18 protein-coding genes are annotated in these 18,083 nt (G+C 61.9%); 7 read left to right on the plus strand and 11 right to left on the minus strand.

Annotated elements, in window-relative coordinates:
- Window positions 1-85: 85 nt before the first annotated feature.
- The 3 genes from O3299_RS00175 to O3299_RS00185 form a co-directional block, all read right to left on the minus strand.
- Window positions 86-802, minus strand: a complete 717-nt coding sequence (locus tag O3299_RS00175) for a TIGR00266 family protein (protein ID WP_070224704.1) — start codon at window positions 800-802, stop codon at window positions 86-88.
- Window positions 803-933: 131 nt separating this feature from the next.
- A complete protein-coding gene (locus O3299_RS00180; protein ID WP_086146096.1) occupies window positions 934-1,509 on the minus strand; it encodes a TerD family protein in 576 nt (191 codons plus the stop codon).
- A gap of 225 nt (window positions 1,510-1,734) precedes the next feature.
- On the minus strand, window positions 1,735-2,817 hold the full coding sequence (locus O3299_RS00185; protein WP_305061234.1) for a DUF475 domain-containing protein: 1,083 nt from the start codon (window positions 2,815-2,817) through the stop codon (window positions 1,735-1,737).
- Between the two features lie 234 nt (window positions 2,818-3,051).
- On the opposite strand from O3299_RS00185, the gene O3299_RS00190 reads away from it, so the two are divergent.
- The 3 genes from O3299_RS00190 to O3299_RS00200 all read left to right on the plus strand — a co-directional run bounded on the left by O3299_RS00190 (window position 3,052) and on the right by O3299_RS00200 (window position 8,115).
- The gene (locus tag O3299_RS00190; protein ID WP_289899324.1) at window positions 3,052-3,477 is read left to right on the plus strand and encodes a divergent PAP2 family protein; all 426 of its coding nucleotides are present in this window, start codon (window positions 3,052-3,054) and stop codon (window positions 3,475-3,477) included.
- A 240-nt stretch (window positions 3,478-3,717) separates the two neighbouring features.
- Window positions 3,718-4,890: an efflux RND transporter periplasmic adaptor subunit gene (locus tag O3299_RS00195; protein ID WP_077401247.1), complete on the plus strand. Its 1,173-nt coding sequence runs from the start codon at window positions 3,718-3,720 to the stop codon at window positions 4,888-4,890.
- A gap of 3 nt (window positions 4,891-4,893) precedes the next feature.
- Entirely contained in the window at window positions 4,894-8,115 is a 3,222-nt protein-coding gene (locus tag O3299_RS00200) for an efflux RND transporter permease subunit (protein WP_305061235.1), read from the plus strand.
- A 100-nt stretch (window positions 8,116-8,215) separates the two neighbouring features.
- On the opposite strand, the gene O3299_RS00205 is transcribed toward O3299_RS00200, so the two are convergent.
- From O3299_RS00205 to O3299_RS00230, 6 genes are all read right to left on the minus strand, one after another.
- Complete coding sequence (locus tag O3299_RS00205) at window positions 8,216-8,539, minus strand: hypothetical protein (protein WP_305061236.1); 324 nt, start codon at window positions 8,537-8,539, stop codon at window positions 8,216-8,218.
- A 236-nt stretch (window positions 8,540-8,775) separates the two neighbouring features.
- Window positions 8,776-9,699, minus strand: coding sequence for an S-adenosyl-l-methionine hydroxide adenosyltransferase family protein (locus tag O3299_RS00210; RefSeq protein WP_305061237.1), 924 nt, complete (start codon window positions 9,697-9,699; stop codon window positions 8,776-8,778).
- Between the two features lie 20 nt (window positions 9,700-9,719).
- Window positions 9,720-12,233 (minus strand): TonB-dependent siderophore receptor, encoded by a 2,514-nt coding sequence (locus O3299_RS00215; RefSeq protein ID WP_305061238.1) that lies wholly within the window; start codon window positions 12,231-12,233, stop codon window positions 9,720-9,722.
- 112 nt (window positions 12,234-12,345) lie between these two features.
- On the minus strand, window positions 12,346-12,543 hold the full coding sequence (locus tag O3299_RS00220) for a histidine phosphatase family protein (RefSeq protein WP_251350957.1): 198 nt from the start codon (window positions 12,541-12,543) through the stop codon (window positions 12,346-12,348).
- A 47-nt stretch (window positions 12,544-12,590) separates the two neighbouring features.
- Window positions 12,591-12,767, minus strand: a complete 177-nt coding sequence (locus tag O3299_RS00225) for a histidine phosphatase family protein (protein WP_257218695.1) — start codon at window positions 12,765-12,767, stop codon at window positions 12,591-12,593.
- Between the two features lie 75 nt (window positions 12,768-12,842).
- On the minus strand, window positions 12,843-14,243 hold the full coding sequence (locus O3299_RS00230; RefSeq protein WP_251350914.1) for an L-cystine transporter: 1,401 nt from the start codon (window positions 14,241-14,243) through the stop codon (window positions 12,843-12,845).
- Between the two features lie 262 nt (window positions 14,244-14,505).
- On the opposite strand from O3299_RS00230, the gene O3299_RS00235 reads away from it, so the two are divergent.
- Genes O3299_RS00235 through O3299_RS00245 form a run of 3 tightly spaced genes read left to right on the plus strand, consistent with a single transcriptional unit; the run spans window position 14,506 to window position 15,925 of the window.
- Window positions 14,506-14,883, plus strand: coding sequence for a nuclear transport factor 2 family protein (locus O3299_RS00235; RefSeq protein ID WP_305053557.1), 378 nt, complete (start codon window positions 14,506-14,508; stop codon window positions 14,881-14,883).
- Between the two features lie 13 nt (window positions 14,884-14,896).
- Window positions 14,897-15,286 carry a hypothetical protein gene (locus O3299_RS00240; protein ID WP_305053556.1) on the plus strand — a complete coding sequence of 130 codons (390 nt, stop codon included), beginning with the start codon at window positions 14,897-14,899 and terminating at the stop codon, window positions 15,284-15,286.
- A 33-nt stretch (window positions 15,287-15,319) separates the two neighbouring features.
- Complete coding sequence (locus tag O3299_RS00245; RefSeq protein WP_099664985.1) at window positions 15,320-15,925, plus strand: hypothetical protein; 606 nt, start codon at window positions 15,320-15,322, stop codon at window positions 15,923-15,925.
- A gap of 260 nt (window positions 15,926-16,185) precedes the next feature.
- Here the strand turns inward: O3299_RS00245 and O3299_RS00250 are convergent, their stop codons facing one another.
- Window positions 16,186-16,794 carry a YigZ family protein gene (locus O3299_RS00250; protein ID WP_305061239.1) on the minus strand — a complete coding sequence of 203 codons (609 nt, stop codon included), beginning with the start codon at window positions 16,792-16,794 and terminating at the stop codon, window positions 16,186-16,188.
- A gap of 67 nt (window positions 16,795-16,861) precedes the next feature.
- Entirely contained in the window at window positions 16,862-17,119 is a 258-nt protein-coding gene (locus O3299_RS00255; RefSeq protein ID WP_305061240.1) for a hypothetical protein, read from the minus strand.
- A 66-nt stretch (window positions 17,120-17,185) separates the two neighbouring features.
- Here O3299_RS00255 and O3299_RS00260 point away from each other — a divergent pair, with 66 nt between their 5' ends.
- Entirely contained in the window at window positions 17,186-17,989 is an 804-nt protein-coding gene (locus tag O3299_RS00260) for a helix-turn-helix domain-containing protein (RefSeq protein ID WP_370385257.1), read from the plus strand.
- The last annotated feature ends 94 nt before the right edge of the window (window positions 17,990-18,083 follow it).

Genomic DNA, 18,083 nt, shown 5'->3' on the forward strand with positions numbered 1-18,083 from the left:
TGGAAATAGGGGGAAGCCGCGCGCAGGTGCGCGCGCGGGGATTCTAAGCGGCCAGACTTAACCTGGCCTTAGAAAGGAGGGGGAATCAGCCGGCCTTGCCGGATGCCGTCCATTTGAGGAAGGCGTCGCGGTTGCGCGAGCAGATGAACACCTTGCCCGAGCCGGAAAAGCGCAGCACGATGCCTTCGCCGCTGGTCACGCTGTTGACGATATTGCCGAGGAAGCCGCCGATGCCGCCGCCGCCCGAACCGCCGCCCGTGGTCACGGAAATCTCGTATTTCAGGCTATTGTCCCAGCACACGACGTGGGAATTGTCGATCACGACATCCTTGCCCGGCTCGACGTCGAGCTGGAACATGGAGCCGAAGCCCGACACCACCACTTGTCCCGTGCCGGCCGTCTCCATGACGAAGAAGCCGCCCGACTGGGCGAACAAGGCGTTGCCGATGCTTTGCGTGCGCACCTTCATTTCCGTGCCCGAGGTGGCGGCGACAAAGGCGCCGTCGTTGAGCAGGTACTGGCGCGCGCCCACGTCGACCACTTCGATGGCGCCCGGCAGGGTGGGCGAGAGCAGGCAGTCGCCGCTGCCGCGCACCGCTTCGATGTGCTGCTGGAAGAACGATTCGCCGTTGGCGAAGCGGCGCATGATGGCGCTGCCCAGGCCGCCCGTCATCTTGCCTTTCAAGTCCAACGCCGTTTCCATCATCACCATCGCATCGGATTCGCAATAGATGGTTTCTCCCTGTTTCATGCTGACGTGGAGGAAAGGATCGACGTCGCCCGTGACACTAAATACTGGCATGATAAATCTCCAAAAAAAAGCCGCCTGAACTGTGCAGGCGGCAGTGATGATATGACATTTATACAATTCACCCCGGAAAACCGTAGCGGGCACGCTCAATGAGCGGCCAGCAGGTTTAACGAGCGTGAATGTTAGGCATTGACGCCGAACGAACGGGCGAGGGGGCCCAGGCCGCCGTTGAAGCCCTGGCCGATAGCCTTGAACTTCCATTCGCCGTTGTAGCGGTAGATTTCGCCAAAGATCATCGCCGTTTCCGTCGAGCTGTCTTCGGACAGGTCGTAGCGGGCGATTTCTTTTTCGCCTTCCGCGTTCAGGCAGCGGATGAAGGCTTTCGAAACCATGCCGAAGTTCTGGCGGCGCGCGTCGGCATCGTGAATGGTGACGGTGATGCTGATGCGGTCGATGTCGTTTGGCACGCGGGTCAGGTCGATTTCGATGCGCTCATCGTCGCCTTCGCCTTCGCCCGTGGTGTTGTCACCCGTGTGGACGACGGAGCCGTCGGTCGACTTCAGGTTGTTGTAGAAAATGAAGTCAGAGTCGCCACGGACTTTGCCGTCGCTTTTCAGGAGGAAAGCGCTACCGTCAAGGTCGAAGGTGGCGCCGTCCGTCGAACGAGGATCCCAGCCGAGGCCGACGATGATCTTCTTCAGGTTCGGTGCTTCCTTGCTCAGGTTGACGTTGCCGCCTTTTTGCAAACTGATTGCCATGTGGTGCTCCTTTTCAGTAATTAACTCAAAACGCCAATCAAAACCTACTGCGCGTCGTAATTTGCGGCCTGCGATGCTCACTGTACCTTCGTACAGTTGCGCTTCTCTGCCACAACTTCCTTCCACTCGCTACGGTTTTGTCAGGCGTTGTTAAACATGCCTTCATGGGATGAGCGCAAGGCGCTCGTGCCATTACTTCCTCAAATGGGGGCGGAACCCCCGATTTCAAGCTTGTGCCGCGTGCCGTTTGCGATAACGCAAGGATGACCACAGCGAGACCAGGATGAAGGCCACGCCCGACAGGCCCGTGAACCACTCCGGAATATGGTACTTGACGGACGCCAGCATGATCAAGGCAAGGATGCCGATCGCATAGTGGGCGCCGTGCTCCAGGTAGACGAATTCGTCCAGCGTGCCCTTGTGCACCAGGTATACCGTCATCGAGCGCACGAACATGGCGCCGATGGCCAGGCCCAGCATGATGATGACGACGTCGTTGGTGATGGCGAACGCGCCGATCACGCCGTCAAAGCTGAACGAGGCGTCCAGCACTTCCAGGTACAGGAAGCCGCCGATGCTGCCGCGCGCCACGGTTTTTACCAGGTCGCCATTGCCGTTCCTGGCCGGCGCGGCGTTTTCTTCTGCGTCATCCTGCAAGTCCGGTTCGCCTTCTTCCAGCAAGCCGCTGATCCAGTTCACGCCGATGTAGACGGCGATGCCGACGATGCCCGACGCGAGCACGCTGTATTTTTGTTCCACGGGGCCCATGGCCACGCAGGCAGCCACGGCACCCATGGTGATCAGCACGGCCAGGCTTTCCGTGCCCAGCGCGTTGACTTTTTCCTCGGCCCAGCCCAGCCAGTGCAATTCCTTCTCGTCGTCGAACAGGAAGTTCAGGAACACCAGCAGCAGGAAGGCGCCGCCGAAGGCTGCCACTTGCGCATGGTTGTCCGTCAGGTGCTTGGCGTACACATCGGGCGTCGTGGTGGCCATGGTCCATACGTCGACGAGGCCCAGGCCCGTGGCGACGGAAACGATGACCAATGGAAACAGCAGCCGCATACCGAAGACGGCCACGAGGATACCTACCGTCAAGAACAGTTTTTGCCAGAATTCATTCCAGTGACGCAAGACCGAGGCATTCACCACCGCATTGTCGAACGACAGCGACACTTCCATGATGCCCAGCACGCCCGTGATCCACAGCGCCTGGATCAGGCCCGGCATGCCACTATGGCTGTAACCCCACCAGCCTGATACAGCCATCAGGATAAAAGTGACTAAAAAGGAAATTCTGAAATGCCGCATGAGTACCCCGTTGCAAATATGAAGACGTTTGATTATCCGCGCCGCTGTGTGCGCCGCACTGAGTGTTGATATACGTCAATTGTTGTATATGCCATGATTTTATATTAGTTGCCGCCGGGGGCGGCGTTTTATAGGCTGACGACAGACAGTTCTGCTGGCGCGGATGTTCTGCGATAATTGCGGCGCGCCTGTCTCCCCTGACACACCCTATACATATATAAGAAGGAATACCCCGTGGATATCGCTTACCTCGTCACGCCCCTGATCACCTGGATCCTGGTCGGACCGATCAAATTCCTGATCAACAGTGTCCGCACGCGGCAATGGGCGTTCGGCCTGGTCGGCAATGGCGGCTTTCCCAGCAACCATAGTGCCGTCGTGTCCAGCATGGCGACCCTGATCGCCTTGCGCGAAGGCATCGGCCATCCCGCCTTCGGCGTGGCCGTGACCTTGGCCTTCATCGTCATCATCGACGCCAACAGCCTGCGCCAGCACGTGGGCAAGCAGGCGGCCGCCATCAACCGCCTGGCCAAGGAAGCGGCCAGCCCCGCGCATACCTGGTTGCGCGAGCGCATGGGCCATACCCTGGTGGAAATCGCCGGCGGCCTGTGCACGGGCGTGGCCATCGGTTTCCTGATCAACACCGTTTTCGGCCGCTAAGTTCGCTTCCCCTGAAACGCAAAACCCCGCTTCAAGGCGGGGTTTTGCGTTTCAGGGCGTAAAAACTACGTTTCATCCATTGATTAAAGCATTACAGGAAACCGCCGATTGACATGCCCGGATGCGCTCATGGATACTTTGGCGCTTGTGGTTTTAATAAAAATATTATGCCTGCTATCGCTTGCAGCCCTATCCGGGCCGCGGGAACGGTAGTGGTGCTATCTATCCGGAGAATTACCCATGTTGCGCAAAACCCTGTTTGTTCTGGCAATCGCTTCTGCCCTGGCCGCCTGCGGCAAAGAGTCCAAAGATCCCGGCAAGGGCGGCAAGAATGCCAAGGAACAGGCGGGCGCTGCCGCCAATTTGCTCGTGTCCCCGGAAGACTTGCTGACCATCCAGAGCAATGCGCTGGCGTCGGGGCCGGTCATCACCGGCTCCGTGCAACCCGAGCGCAACGCGGATTTGCGCGCCGAAGTGTCGGCCGTGGTGATCCAGGTCATGAAGGAAAATGGTGAAATCGTCAAGCGGGGCGACGTGCTGGTGCGCCTGGACGAAACGTCCATCCGCGACGGCCTCAATTCGGCCGAGGAAGCCAGCCGCGCCGCCGGCCAGGTGCTGGAGCAGTCCGAACGTATGTTCCAGCGCATGAAAACCCTGCGCGCTTCGGGCATGACGTCGACGCAGGCGCTGGAAGACGCGGAAATCCGCCGCAACAATGCGCAAAGCGATCTGTCCGCCGCGAAAAGCCGCGCCGTGCAAGCGCGCCAGCAGTTGCAGCGCACCCTCGTGCGCGCGCCGTTCGACGGCATCGTGAGCGAGCGCAAGGTATCGAATGGCGATACGGCGCAAATCGGCAAGGAATTGATCAAGGTCATCGATCCAACCAGCATGCGCCTGGAAGGCCTGGTGTCGGCCGACAAGATCGGCGTCGTCAAGGTGGGCCAGCCCGTATTGTTCCGCATCAATGGTTATCCGGGACAGGATTTCGCTGGCAAGGTGCGCCGCGTCGATCCGGCCGCCAACGCCGTCACGCGCCAGGTAGCCGTGCTCGTCGATTTCAATGACAAGGAACAACCGCGCGTGGCCGGCCTGTATGCGGAAGGCCGTATCGAGACGGAAACCGTCAGCGCGCTGATGATCCCCGACTCGGCCCTGGTGAAAGCGGGCGACGTCACGTACACGTGGAAAGTCAAGGACAAGGCCTTGCATAAAGTCAACTTGCGCATCGGCGCGCGCGACGTGCGCACGGGCCAGTGGGAAGTGCAAAGCGGCCTGGCCAGCGGCGATACCGTGCTGCGCACGCCGGGCTCGACCTTCAAGGATGGCCAGAAAGTGGAATTGACGGCCGCCAAGGCCGTGCCAGCCGCCGCCGTGGCCAGCAGCAGCACCGCCGTTGCCGGTAAAGGAAACTAAGCCATGTTCCTTTCCGATTTCAGTATCAAGCGGCCCACCGCCACCATCGTCCTGATCCTGGCCATGATGTGCGTCGGCTTGCTGGCGCTCAAGAAATTGCGCGTCAACCAGAACCCGGACGTCGAGGTACCGTTCATCGTCGTCAGCATTCCTTACCCTGGCGCGTCGCCCGACACGGTCGAGCGCGAAGTGGTGAACCGCCTGGAAAAGTCCTTGCAAAGCATTTCCGGCGTGACCGAAGTCAACAGCGATTCGAATGAAGGTTCGGCCAGCATCTTCCTGAAGTTTTCCTTCAATACCAATTTGATCGAAGCGTCCGACAATATCCGCAATGCGATTGCCGCCGTGCGCTACAAGTTGCCGACGGAAATGCGCGAACCTATCCTGCAGCGCATCGATCCGGCTGCCGAGCCCATCATGCAGCTGGCCCTGTCGTCGAATACGCAAAGCCATGCGGAAATTTCGCGCCTGGCCGAGGACGTGCTGTCGGACCGCTTCCGCACCGTCGATGGCGTGGCGCTGGTCAACGTGGGCGGTTCGCTCAAGCGCGAACTGTCCGTGCTGCTGCGGGCGGAAAAGTTGCGTGAATACAATGTTTCCGTCAGCGACGTCGTCACCGCTCTGCGCAACCAGAACACGAATGCGCCCGTGGGCAAGGTGCGCGGCACCCTGGACGAGAAAAGCATCCGCCTCGTTGGCCGCATCGAGTCGCCTAGCGACTTCGAAAAAGTGGTGATCAAGCGCCGCGGCGAGGAAATCGTCCGTCTGGCGCAAGTGGCCACCATCGAAGATGGCTTTGCCGAAGTCAACAGCCTGAGCATGCGCAGCGGCAAGCCCAACGTGGGCATTTCGATCACCCGCGTGCGCGACGCCTCCACCGTCAGCGTGGCCAACAAGATCCGCGACATGGTGGCGGAAATCAACAAGACCTTGCCGAAAGGCACGATCCTGCAAGTGACGCGCGACGGCGGCGAAAACGCCCAGCATAGCTTGAACAACGTGATCGAATCGCTGGTACTGGGCGCCGTGCTGACGATTTTCGTCGTCTACGCCTTTCTGAACTCGTGGCGTTCGACCCTGATCACGGCGCTGAGCCTGCCTACCTCCGTGATTGCCGCCTTCATTGCCGTGTGGCTGTGCGGCTTTACCCTGAATTTCATGACCTTGCTGGGCTTGTCGCTGGCCATTGGCGTGCTGATCGATGATGCCATCGTGGTGCGTGAAAACATCGTGCGCCACATGCAGATGGGCAAGGACCGCCGCACGGCCGCGCTGGAAGGCACGGCCGAGATCGGCATGGCCGTGGCCGCCACGACCTTCTCCATCATCGCCGTCTTCATTCCCGTCGCGTTCATGCCCGGCATTTCCGGCGAATGGTTCCGTCCGTTTGCCTTGACGGTGACGTGTTCGGTGCTCGTCAGCCTGGGCATCTCGTTTACGCTCGATCCGATGTTGTCGGCTTACTGGGGCGACCCGGTCGAGGAACACTCGGCGCCGAAAAAAGGCATCGGCCGCGTACTGGAAAAATTCAACCACTGGTTCGACCACCAGGCCGACCGTTATGGCCGCGTGATCGCCTGGGCCCTGCATCATCGCCGCTGGATGGCCGTGATCGCCTTCGGCAGCCTGGTGGGCGCCATCGTCCTGCACGCTACCCATGGCGGCACGAGTTTCCTGCCAGCATCCGATTCGGGCAACTTGATGATCAATGTGCGCACCCCATCATCGAGCAGCATTGAGTATTCGCGTTTGAAACTGGAAGCGGCGGCCGTGCTGGCGCGTACCTTGCCTGAAACCAAGGATACCAACAGTTCCATCAATGCAGGCGGCGGAAGAGTGTATGTTGACATCGGCAAGCGCAATACCCGCAAGCGTTCGGCCAAGGAAATCGCCGTCGAGCTGCGCGAAAAGATGTCCCGCCTGGTGGGGGCCGAATACGTGGTGCAGGATGACTTGAGCAACGGTTCGCAAAAACCGATCCAGGTGGAATTCACGGGCCCGGATTCGCGCAAACTGATGGAAATCACGAATGCCTATATGGACAAGCTGCGTGCCATTCCCGGCGCCGTCGACGTGGGCCTGTCCGAGCAAGACCCGAAGAACGAGCTGCAGATCGAGCTGAACCGTGGCCTGGCCAACTCGATGGGTATTTCCGTCAATGACGCGGCGCAATCGTTGCGCGTGGCCTTCGCCGGCGTGGAAGTGGGCGACTGGGTCGATCCGACGGGCGAAACGCGCGATGTGGCCGTGCGCCTGCATCCCGATGACCGCGTGGCATCGGAAAACATCGAGCGCCTACCGATCAGCGTGACGGGGACTTCGCAAATGGTCCCGCTCGACCAGATCGCCACCATCACCATGGGCAAGGGCCCTTCCGGCATCGAACACAAGAATGGCAAGCGCACGATTACCGTGTCGGCCAATGCGCAAGGCCGCTCGAATGGCGAAGTGACGAGCGACGCCATGAAACTGGCCAACTCCATCGACTTCCCGCCCGGCTACGGCCTGGCGCTGGGCGGCGCCGGCCAGGATCAGCAAGAGCTGTTCACGGAAATGCTGATCGCGCTGGTGATGGGTATCGGCCTGATGTATTTGATCCTGGTGATGCAGTTTGGTTCCTTCACCGCGCCGGTGGCCGTGATGATGTCCTTACCGCTCAGTTTGATCGGCGTGGTGGTGGCGCTGGTGATCACGAATAACACCCTCAACCTGATGAGCTTTATCGGCATCATCATGCTGATGGGGCTGGTCGCCAAGAACGCCATCCTGCTGTTGGACGCGGCGCGCAAGCGCGAGGAAGAGGGCCATGGCCGCGAAGACGCGCTGATGTATGCGGGCCGCATGCGTCTGCGCCCCATCCTGATGACGACGTTCGCGCTGATCGCCGGCATGTTCCCCGTGGCGCTGGGCCTGGGCGAGGGCGGCGAGTTCTACCGTCCATTGGCGATCGCCATCATCGGCGGCACCATCACCTCGACGATTCTGACCCTGCTGGTCGTGCCGACCTTCTACGACAGCATCGAAATCGCCCGCGATGGCGCCGTGGCCAAGTTCCACCGCCGCGCTACGCGCATGCCCGTGGCCGTAGCCATGCTCTTGACCTTGATCGAGTGCGTGCTGACCCTGCTGCTGGTGCGCTTCGCTTACCGCATGCTGAAAAAGGCCGTGCTGTTCCTGATGGGACGCCGCACGCCGAAGGCGGCGTCGGTCAGCCTGCAAAAGTAAAACCGGGCCAAGGCCAGCTTGCGCTGCGCCGTGGTATTTCAAGAGCCTTCCGCGGAGGGCTCTTTTTTTTTGCCTGCCCGGTTGGCCAGGACGCGGCGCGCTAGCTGTTGCGCGGTGGCGGCGTGGTTCCTGTACCCGTGCCTGTGCCATTGCCAGGCGGCGTGGTGGAGGGCGGGGTGGTCGTGCCATCGGGGTTGGTGGTGGTGCCCGGTGTCATCCCTGGCGTGGCCGGCGTGGTGGCGTCCGGATTGGTCGTGCCCGTGGTGCCGGACGTGCCGCTGGTGGCGGGCGGCGTTGCCGGCGCGGTGGCGGCGGGCGTGGCGGTGGTGCTGGTATCGTTGCGCTTGTTACAACCGCCCAGCAGCGCACAGACGATGGCGCTGCCGAGGACGAGCTTGCTGGTGGTCAGGAGTGGAGCCGTCATGATTGTTCCTTTTCAGTGAAAGACTGTCGTGGAAACGCATGCCTCGCCAGATTGCGCATCTGGAACAAGGCTGGCATCGCTTGCAAGGTTTAGAGTAGGCGGGCCGGTACTGGTTCACCGGACTTGCACAGGCGCGGTGCTGGCGGAGACAGGGAGCGCGCTGCGTTTGACGCAGCGCAAATCCGCAAGGGATACGGGGTGGGCCAGGACAGGACGTCCTGGCCGCGCAAGACGATTTATTTGGCGGCAGGGGCCTTGCTCACTTCCACTTCCCAATCCACGCCCGACTCGACGTGATGCTTGGCGGCAAAGTCGCCCTGGCTGATGGCGACGGCCACGTCGAGCAGGCTGTTCAGGTAGACGAGGGGCTTGCCCTTGGCGACGCCGCCAAACGTGTGCTCGAACGGCGCCGTGACCTTGGCCACTTGCTTGCCCTTGTGCAAGATGCGTACTTGCAGCGGGTCGTGCAGTTTTACCTGCAACTCGTCGAGCAGGGATTTCGGAATGTTCGTCCACACATTGCCATATTTGACGTCGAGTACGGGCACGATGCCGCGAATCGTGCTGCCGTCGCGTACAGGCTTTTGATACGCGATCTTCACCACGGATTCGCTCGGCAATTGGGGCCCCACCTGTTCATAGCTGATGGCGCCTGACGCCAGGCGCGCACCCACGTACGCGTACACGTCGCGGCCATGGAAGGTGTACGACTCGGCGGAGCCAGCCAGGCGGTTGACCTTTTCATCGATTTCGCGCAGTTCGGCCACGCCGTCGCGCTCGGCGATCAGGGTGAACAGGCCATTGTCCGGCCCCACGAAGTAGCGCCCTCCCTTGGTTTTCAGCACCACCGACTTACGCGCCGTGCCCACGCCCGGATCGATGACGGAAACGAATACCGTGCCTTGCGGCCAGTAATTTGCCGTCTGGTACAAGCGGTAGGCACCCAGCCAGATGTCGTAGTCGGGAATCTGGTGCGTCAGGTCCGAAATGGTCAGCTGCGGATCGACGCCATAGGCCACGCCATGCATGGCCGACACGGCGCCATCGGCCGTGCCGAAGTCCGTCATCAGCACCAGCGGCGCGCCAGCCTGGGCGGACGACAGCAGGAGGGCGCTCAGGCAGGTGCCGGCGACGAGGTGGGAGAGGCGTTTGATGATCATGATTTCCTTTGTATCCAGTGTCAGAACGTGTAGCTTAATTTAGCGTAAAAGTACGCGCCATTGACGCCGATGGGGTTGATGAAATTGTAGGGCAGGGCGCCGCCATACGTGGCGTTATTCGTTTCCCGCACGCGCTGCGGATAGCGGTCGAGGATGTTGTTGCCGCCCACGCTCAAGGTCAGTTGCTTGCTCAGTTTCAATTGGCCTTCCAGGTCCAGCGACCAGACGGCGCCGAAGCGTTGTGCGGGGATGCCGTCGATCAAGGGCGCATCGCTGTCATACGAAAAGTCTTTCAGCTCGCCAAAGCGCGTGGCGCGCGCTTGCACGCCCCAGCCGGCCGCCTGCCAGTCGGCGCCGAGGATTAATTTGCTGGAGGGTGACGCATGTTTGATGCGGAACAAACTCGTCTCCGTCAGCAGGGTCAGACTGGGATCGATGTTGGCCAGCGCAGCGGAACTCTGGCGTACCTTGTCGAGGCTGGTCTTGTTCAGGTTCAGCGCCGCATTCAGGTTCAGTTTGCCTGAGGTGAACGCCAGGTCGTGGTTCAGCACCACGTCCAGGCCCTTGGTCCGGGTGTCGAGCAGGTTGGCCAGGTAGGCGACGGACTGGATGTCGCTGCGGTCATTCGCGGCCAGGTAGGCCGTGACGGCGTCGCTTTGCAAGTCGCTCGAACGCGTGATGCGGTCGCGGATGCGGATCACGTAGGCGTCTACCGTCACGCTGGTGGCGGCGGCCGGTTTCCAGGCCAGGCCCAGTGAGACGTTGGTCGATTTTTCAGGTTTCAGCTGTTGCGCGCCGAAGCTGCGCGCCAGCGGGTCGCTGGCCGGCAGCAGGGCCGCCGTTTGCAGGGCCGTGCCATCGGCATTGAAGTTCAGGGTGGCGAAGCGGAAACCCGTCTGCACGAGGGCCGGCGCGCGGAAGCTGTTCGACAGCGAGCCGCGCACGAGGAAGTTATCCGTCACTTTATAGCGCGTCGACAGCTTGCCCGTGCTGGCGCTGCCGAAGTCGCTGTAGTGGGAATAGCGGGCGGCGGCGCCCACCAGCAGGCGCGGCGTGAGGTCGCTTTCCACGTCCGCATACACGGAGCGGATCTGGCGGCTGCCGTCATAGGCGTCCGAGGGACGCAAGCCCGGTCCCGCCTGCGCGCCCGGCGGAGCGTCCGTGAAGCTGCCGGCCGCATACGAAGCAGGATCGCCGGCCGAGCTGGTGTAGGTTTCGCGCATCCATTCGGCGCCCACCGCCAGGTTCAAGGGGGCGGGCAAGCCGATGTCGATGCTGCGCGTGGCATCGAGATTCAAGGCGTTCTGGCGGAAGTCGAAGCCGGCCAGGTTGAAACGCGTGGGGCTGGCCGCGCCCAGCGAAGCGTTGACGGAGTGGCTCACGCCGTAGTCAAAGCGGTCGCTGCCGTGGCGCGCGCTGGCGTCCCAGTTCCACTCGCCCCAGCTGCCGCGCACGCCGGCCACGATGCTGAGGTCGCGCTTGTCGCCGTTGGTGACGGGGCGGTAGCCGTTCGGATACAGGGCCAGTACATTCGACGGGTCGCCCGGATAGCGGAAGTAGGCGCTGCCGTCCGATGTGCGCTCGTTGAGGGTGGCAAACGAATACAGGTCCAGGCCGTTATCCAGGGTGAGCTGGGTGTTGTAGAACAGATAGTGGTTGCGCTGGCGCGAGTCGCCCGACTTGAATACCACCTTGCCGTCGAGCGCTTGGTCGGCTGGCGTGAAGTTGTAGGAAGTCCAGCCCGCGTCGCTGGGGCCGGCACGTTCCGTGGGCGAGCGGCGCCGCGTTTCCGCGCCGAAGCGGAAGAATCCCGCCTCGCCCAGCGGTACGCCATAGTCGGCGTTGACGATGACGGTCTGGCCATCCGTCAGGGTTTGATCGGTCGGGTCGAAATGCGTGTGGTTGGCGCCATAGCTGATGGACGCGGCGCCGCCCGTGCGGGCCTTCTTCAGCACGATGTTGATCACGCCCGCCACGGCATCGCTGCCGTACTGGGCGCCGGCGCCGTCGCGCAGGATTTCGATATGGTCGATGGCGTTCGGCGGAATGGCGTTGATGTCCACCGGCACGGTGCCGGCAAAGCTGCTTTCCGTGTCGAGCACGGCGCTCGTGTGGCGGCGCTTGCCGTTGATCAGCACCAGCACCTGGTCCGGGGCCAGTCCCCGCAACTGGATGCCGCGCACGGAGTCCGACGCGCCGCTCGACTCGATGCGGGGGAAGTTGATCGAAGGCGACAGGTTTTGCAGGGCCGCGCCCACGTCGCCCGTCGCCAGCGCATTGCTCACTTCGCGCGCGCCGAAACGGTCGATGGGCACGCTGCTGTCGAACACCGTGCGGTTGCGCGCGCGCGAGCCGACGACGGTGACCTGGTCGATGCCGGCGCCCGCCGTTTCAGCGGCAGCACCTGTGCCGGCGGTGGCTTGCGCGTCCTGGGCCCAGGCGGACGGTGCGCCCAGCATGGCGCAGGCCAGCACGATGGCGCGCAGCGGCGTGGCGGGAAGGGGGGCGGGGGCGGATGAATGGCGCGGATGCAAGGCGGTGTCCTTTGGGCTCGATTAGTGTCAGTGTGGAAACAGTTGCCATGAGCTTAAGGGAGGCGCCCGCCCGCGCTAACGATTCTTTCTGGATATGCTTATGCTGTTGTTTTTATGCCGTTATGACCCCGCGCTCAGGATTTCGGCGCGGCCGGCATGTCGGGCTGGGCCGTGACTTGTGTGCCGGCCGCTTCCAGCGGTCGAGGATGCCGAACTCCCTTTCACGCAGGCGCTCGTCGGCTACCACGCAGGGGAGGCTGTCCGCACCGATGCGCGCCAGCACGGCTTGTGCTGTCCGCTGCACCCGCATGTAGGGCGAGTACAGCACGACAGTTGCCTGTTGTTCAGGGGGGCGAATCAGTCGCCCAGGGCTTGCGCCTGGCGCGCGCCCAGTTGGGAGAGGGGGGTATCGACATCGCGCTCGGCGATGGCGATCAGTAACTGTTTTTCCGCTTCAGCGGCATCGCGCGCCACGTCACCGGCACTTTGGCCGTGACGCACGATCCAGATGTGCTGCGGCCATTTCTGTTTCATCGCCTTGCGCCTTCCTCCATGTTTATTGTCAATCAATATAGAGGGAGGCGGCAAGGCGCGGCGCTGGATAACTTCCTAGGCGGCGTGTTCCGCTTCGTCCAGGTCGGGCGCGTCGTCGCTGTTGTAGACGGCCAGGTCGGTTTGTCCCATGACCCGGCTGGTGACGGTGCCCGCCGTGATCGAACCGCTCACGTTCAGGGCCGTGCGGCCCATGTCGATCAGCGGTTCGACGGAGATCAGCAAGCCGGCCAGCGCGACGGGCAAGTCCATCGCCGACAGCACGATCAGGGCGGCAAACGTGGCGCCGCCGCCCACGCCGGCTACGCCGACGGAGCCGATGGTGATGATGGCCAGCAATGGCAGCAGGAAGCTGATCGTGAACGGGTCGACGCCGACGGTGGGGGCGATCATGACTGCCAGCATGGCGGGATAAATGCCGGCGCAGCCGTTTTGGCCGATGGTGGAACCGAACGAGGCGGCGAAGTTGGCGATGCCTTCCGGTGTGCCCAGGCGCTGGGTTTGCGTCTGCACGCTCATCGGGATCGAGCCGGCGCTGGTGCGCGAGGTGAACGCGAAGGCCAGCACGGGGAAGACTTTTTTCACGAAGCGCAGCGGGTTCAGGCCCACGCCGGCGATGATGGCCAGGTGCACGAGGAACATCAAGATCAGCGCGCTGTACGAGGCGACGACGAAGTTGATCAATTTCAAGATGTCCGTGTAGCTCGACGAGGCCACCACTTCAAACATCAGCGCGAACACGCCGTACGGCGTCAGGCGCAACACCAGGGTGACCATGCGCATGACGATGGCGTGCGCCACTTTCATGAAGTTTTCGAAGGATGCGAAAATTTCCGGCTTCTTGGCGGCAATGCCCGTGGCCGAGATGCCGATGAAGATGGAAAACACGACCACGGCGATGGTCGACGTCTTGCGCGCGCCCGTCATGTCGAGGAAGGGGTTGGTCGGCACAAAGCTGACCAGCAGTTTCGGCAGGGACAGGGCCTTCGCCGTTTCCAGCGAGCCTTGCAGCTGCACGCCGCGCGCCACTTCGGCGGCGCTCGACGTCAGGCCGACAGCCGTCAGGCCGAACAGCTTGGCCATCAAAATGCCCAGCGCGGCCGCGACCGTGGTGGTGATGAGCAGGGTGCCGATGGTCAGCGCGCTGATCTTGCCCAGGGAACTCGCGTCCTTGAGTTTCAATATGGCGGAGATGATGGACACCATGATCAACGGCATGATGATCATTTGCAGCAATTTCACATAGCCGCTGCCGACGATGTCGATGTATTCATTGGTGCCGGCGATGATGGGCGAGCCAGCGCCGTACAGCCACTGTACGGCCGCACCGAGCAGCACGCCCAGGCCCAGGCCCGTGAAGACGCGCACGGTAAACGTCGCGTGTTTGCGTTGCTGGTGGAACATGAAGGCGAAGACGATCAGCGCAACGAGCAGGTTCAGAATGATGTTAATTGCCATAAGTGGGCCTTATCTTGGTTTTATTCGAGACTGCGGAGAGCGCGTGGAACTTTGCTACCAGTAACTTTCGTTCTTGCCCCGGGCGAAAGGGCAAGCACTGTACAGTACTATGGTGGCGTTTTGCGCAATACCGCTGCGAATATTACGCTATATGAATATGCTCCACAGGCATAAGTCTTCCGGCGGATTGTGAAAAACATGATTTCATGCCAGCATGTTTTGCCTATTTATTAATATCGTGCCAATTATTTCAAGGAAAAAGATGAATGCTTTAACGGAAGTGCAGGTACTCGATGCGGAAGAACGCTTGCGCCTGGCCATGATGGCCTCCGACGTTGCGGTACTGAAAGATTTGCTGGCCGATGACTTGTTGTTCACCAATCACCTGGGGCATTTGCTGAGCAAGCATGCGGACCTGGCCGCGCATGAGCAGCGCTTGCTGACCATCACGGACTTGCGCGCCTCCGAGCGCCATGTGCGCGTCAACGGCCACGTGGCCGTCGTTTCCGTGCGCATGCAACTGACGGGCAGCTATCACGACGTGGAAACGCATGGCGACTTCCGTTTTACGCGCGTCTGGGCGCACAATGCGGCCGGCGCGCTGCAAGTGATCGCCGCCCATTCCGGCGTCGTGGCTTGAGGAGCAAGATTTAGTGGATCATCGTTCCAAAGGGCAGCTGTTGGAAGCTGTCATCGCCGCCGGCCCGGCCACCCTGGCCATCACGGCCGGCTATCCCGTGCTGCTGTACAACCTGGTGCGCACCTGGGCCGACGCCCCCGGCGCCAATGCGCTGGCCGCGTTGCTGCTGACGGGCGGCCTGTGGGCCTTGCTGGAATTCTGGCGCATCGCCCTGGCGACGGTGGCGCGCAAGGCATACGCGTTCAACTGGCGCTTCTGGCTGGCCATCGCCAGTTTTCTCGCCTGCTTCGTGCGTTTCGTGCCGGACATGCCGGCCGGACTGATGTTGTTGCTGATGATGCTGCCGGCGCTGGCGTGGACGCATTTCATCTTGTTGCAGATCAAGCGCCCGCGCAAGGCTTGATTGCTGGAAGTGTCGTAGCGGGAGCGATATAGCATGAGTGCAATCCAAAAACTGGGCGAGCAATTCCACGCGATAGCGTCGAAATCCGACTTTTTCATGGCGACGTATGTGGATGCCGTCAAACTGCGCGTGGCGCGAACGCAGATCAGCAAAGGGCCGTTATGTAACGTCAGGCCATTCGATGCCCAAAGGGCCGGCTTCAAGCCGGGAAAAGAGCTGAAGTCGCTGCCCGCGACGCTGAAAGATACTCATGTCTACTATTTCGATGGGGAAGGCAGGGTCATCCTGGTGGAAAGCTATGGCGGATCTGCTGCCGTCATCAACAGGAGTTTCTATTTTCATGAGCGCGGCGAACTGAAAAGCGTGCATTTCAATGCGGGAGGGAGCTTGAGGAATGTCATGCTCAGTTTTCTTGACGGGGCACGCATCGCGCAGGACATTAATTTCGGAAAATTTGGCGAAGGGACTTACGATTACCTGTATGAGGATGATCGCCTCCATTCCATCGTGGTCCGGCAGAGAGAGCATGGCCAGGAAAACCATACCGGATATCAGATCCTGTTCGGCTATGTGGGCGGACAGATGGAGAATATTTTCCATGTGTTTGCGAATGGATATCAGGAGCAGCGCTATCCATGACGATGGTGGTTTTTAAGGCAAGGCCATGAAAAAACACATGTGGCATCTGTATTATGGTGGGACAGATGTGGTGGACGCCAATGCAGCGTGGGCGAGCGGGCATGCCGGTGCGGGCATCTGTACAGACTGCGGAAATTACATGCCCGGGAGTGAAGGCGATTTCGCCGTGGTCGTGGATCAGCGTATTCCGGCAAAAGCGGATATGTTTTCCATGGGGCGCTTATCGCCGTCCATCATGTCGGCCAGACTGCACCCGCTGACTATGACTGGCCGTCGCAATCCTGCGCGTCCAGCCACTGTATCCGTCCATTCCCCGCCTCCAGCAGGTGGGCGAGCAGGGCGGTGGCCGCCGTTTCAGGCAAGCTGAAGTCGAACAGTACGTCTGCGCCGTGTTCCACGTTCAGCAGGGTGGCGCCGGCGCCGTCGAGTTCGCGGCGCAGCATGCCTTCCATCGCATACGGCACCGTGCAGCGCAGGGACCTTTGACGCACGATGGCCGTCTTTTCCGCCTGCAACAACGCTTGCGCCACGCTGTCCGTGTAGGCGCGCACGAGGCCGCCCGCGCCCAGCTTGATGCCGCCAAAGTAGCGCACGACGGTCGCCAGCACGCCTTCCAGGTCCTGGTGGCGCAGCACGTCGAGCATGGGCCGCCCGGCCGTGCCGCTCGGCTCGCCATCGTCGACGGCTGCCGATTGCCCGCCCGCCAGCAGCGCCCAGCACACATGGCAGGCGCCCGGATGCTGCGCCTTCAAATCGTTGACCACTTGCTGCGCGTTGGCGCGGTCCGTCATCGGCTGCACGCAGCCGATGAAACGGCTTTTCTTGATGATCAGTTCGCTGTGGACGGGGGCGGCAATGGTAAACGGCATGGCGGGTGCGGAGGCGGGCAAAGCAGCATGATAGAGGAAATGCGCGCCCGCGACGAGCCAGTGCCGCCTACGCGGCCGATGGCGATACCAGTTCGCGCAGCGCAGCATCGCGCACTTGCACGATGTCGAACAGCCCCAGCGCGTGCAGGGCGGGGAGGGCGTCGAGGATGTCGCGTTCAGCGATGCTGCGCTCGGCGTCGCTGCTGGCGTCGTCCAGCCATAGCCTGGCATTCGCCAGGAAGGCGCCCACCGTTCCCTTGCGCACGGTGACGCCATTGAACTGGCCCTGGTTTTGTTGATCCGGCAATACGTCTTCTGCTCGCATGGTGCACTCCTCAATGTTGGAAAGATTCCACTGTATGATGGACGGATTGTCTTGCCTGCGTTGTTTATGACTATCGATACGTCAAATCCGCCAATTTTTCCAGCGTCGCCGCCATCGCCGCTGCGCGCCATGCGCTTGTCCCAGCCGCAGGAAAGGGTGACGGCGGCGCACCGCCATGCCAGCGGCCAGCTGTTCGGCGCCGAGCGGGGCCTGCTCTCCGTGGCTGCCGACCGCGGGCAGTGGGTGGTGCCGGCCAGCCATTGCGTGTGGATGCCGCCCCATCACGTCCATGCGCTGCGTTCGCATGGACCGTTTGCGGGCTGGAGCGTGTATGTGGACGAGGCCAGTTGCGGCGATTTGCCCGCCGCGCCTTGCGTGATGCGCGTCTCGGGCTTGCTGCGCGAAGCGGTGGGCCGCGCCAGCGCCTGGGACGACGGTGCGCTGGACGCGAGGCAGACCCGGGTGGCGGGCGTGATCCTCGACGAGATCGCCGCGGCGCCGCACGAGCCGTTCGGTTTGCCGCTACCCACGGACCCGCGCCTGCTGCGCGTGGCGCGCGCCGTGCTCGATGACCTGGCCGACGAACGGGGCGTGGAAGCGCTGGCCGCCTGGGCCGGCGTCTCGCCGCGCACCCTGGCGCGCCGTTTCACGATCGAGACCGGTTTTACTCCGTCCGCCTGGCGCCAGCGCGCCCGCATCCTGCGCGCCCTGGAGCTGCTGGCCACCGGCCAGCCCGTCACGACGATTGCACTGGACCTGGGCTACGACACCGTCAGCGCCTTCATCGCCATGTTCAAGCGCGTGATGGGCGTGACGCCGGGCAGGTATGGGGACGGACATGGCGGTGAATCGAGCAATATCGGTATTTGATAAAGCGCACCTTGCTGTTGATAGAGGCGGCCAAGGCTGATGTCGTGTGCGAATGCCGGACTTGATCCCTATCCCTCGTCCTTCCTGATTTTGT

Origin of the sequence: Janthinobacterium sp. SUN176 (genome assembly GCF_030587335.1) — a bacterium.
Lineage (GTDB): Bacteria > Pseudomonadota > Gammaproteobacteria > Burkholderiales > Burkholderiaceae_D > Janthinobacterium > Janthinobacterium kumbetense.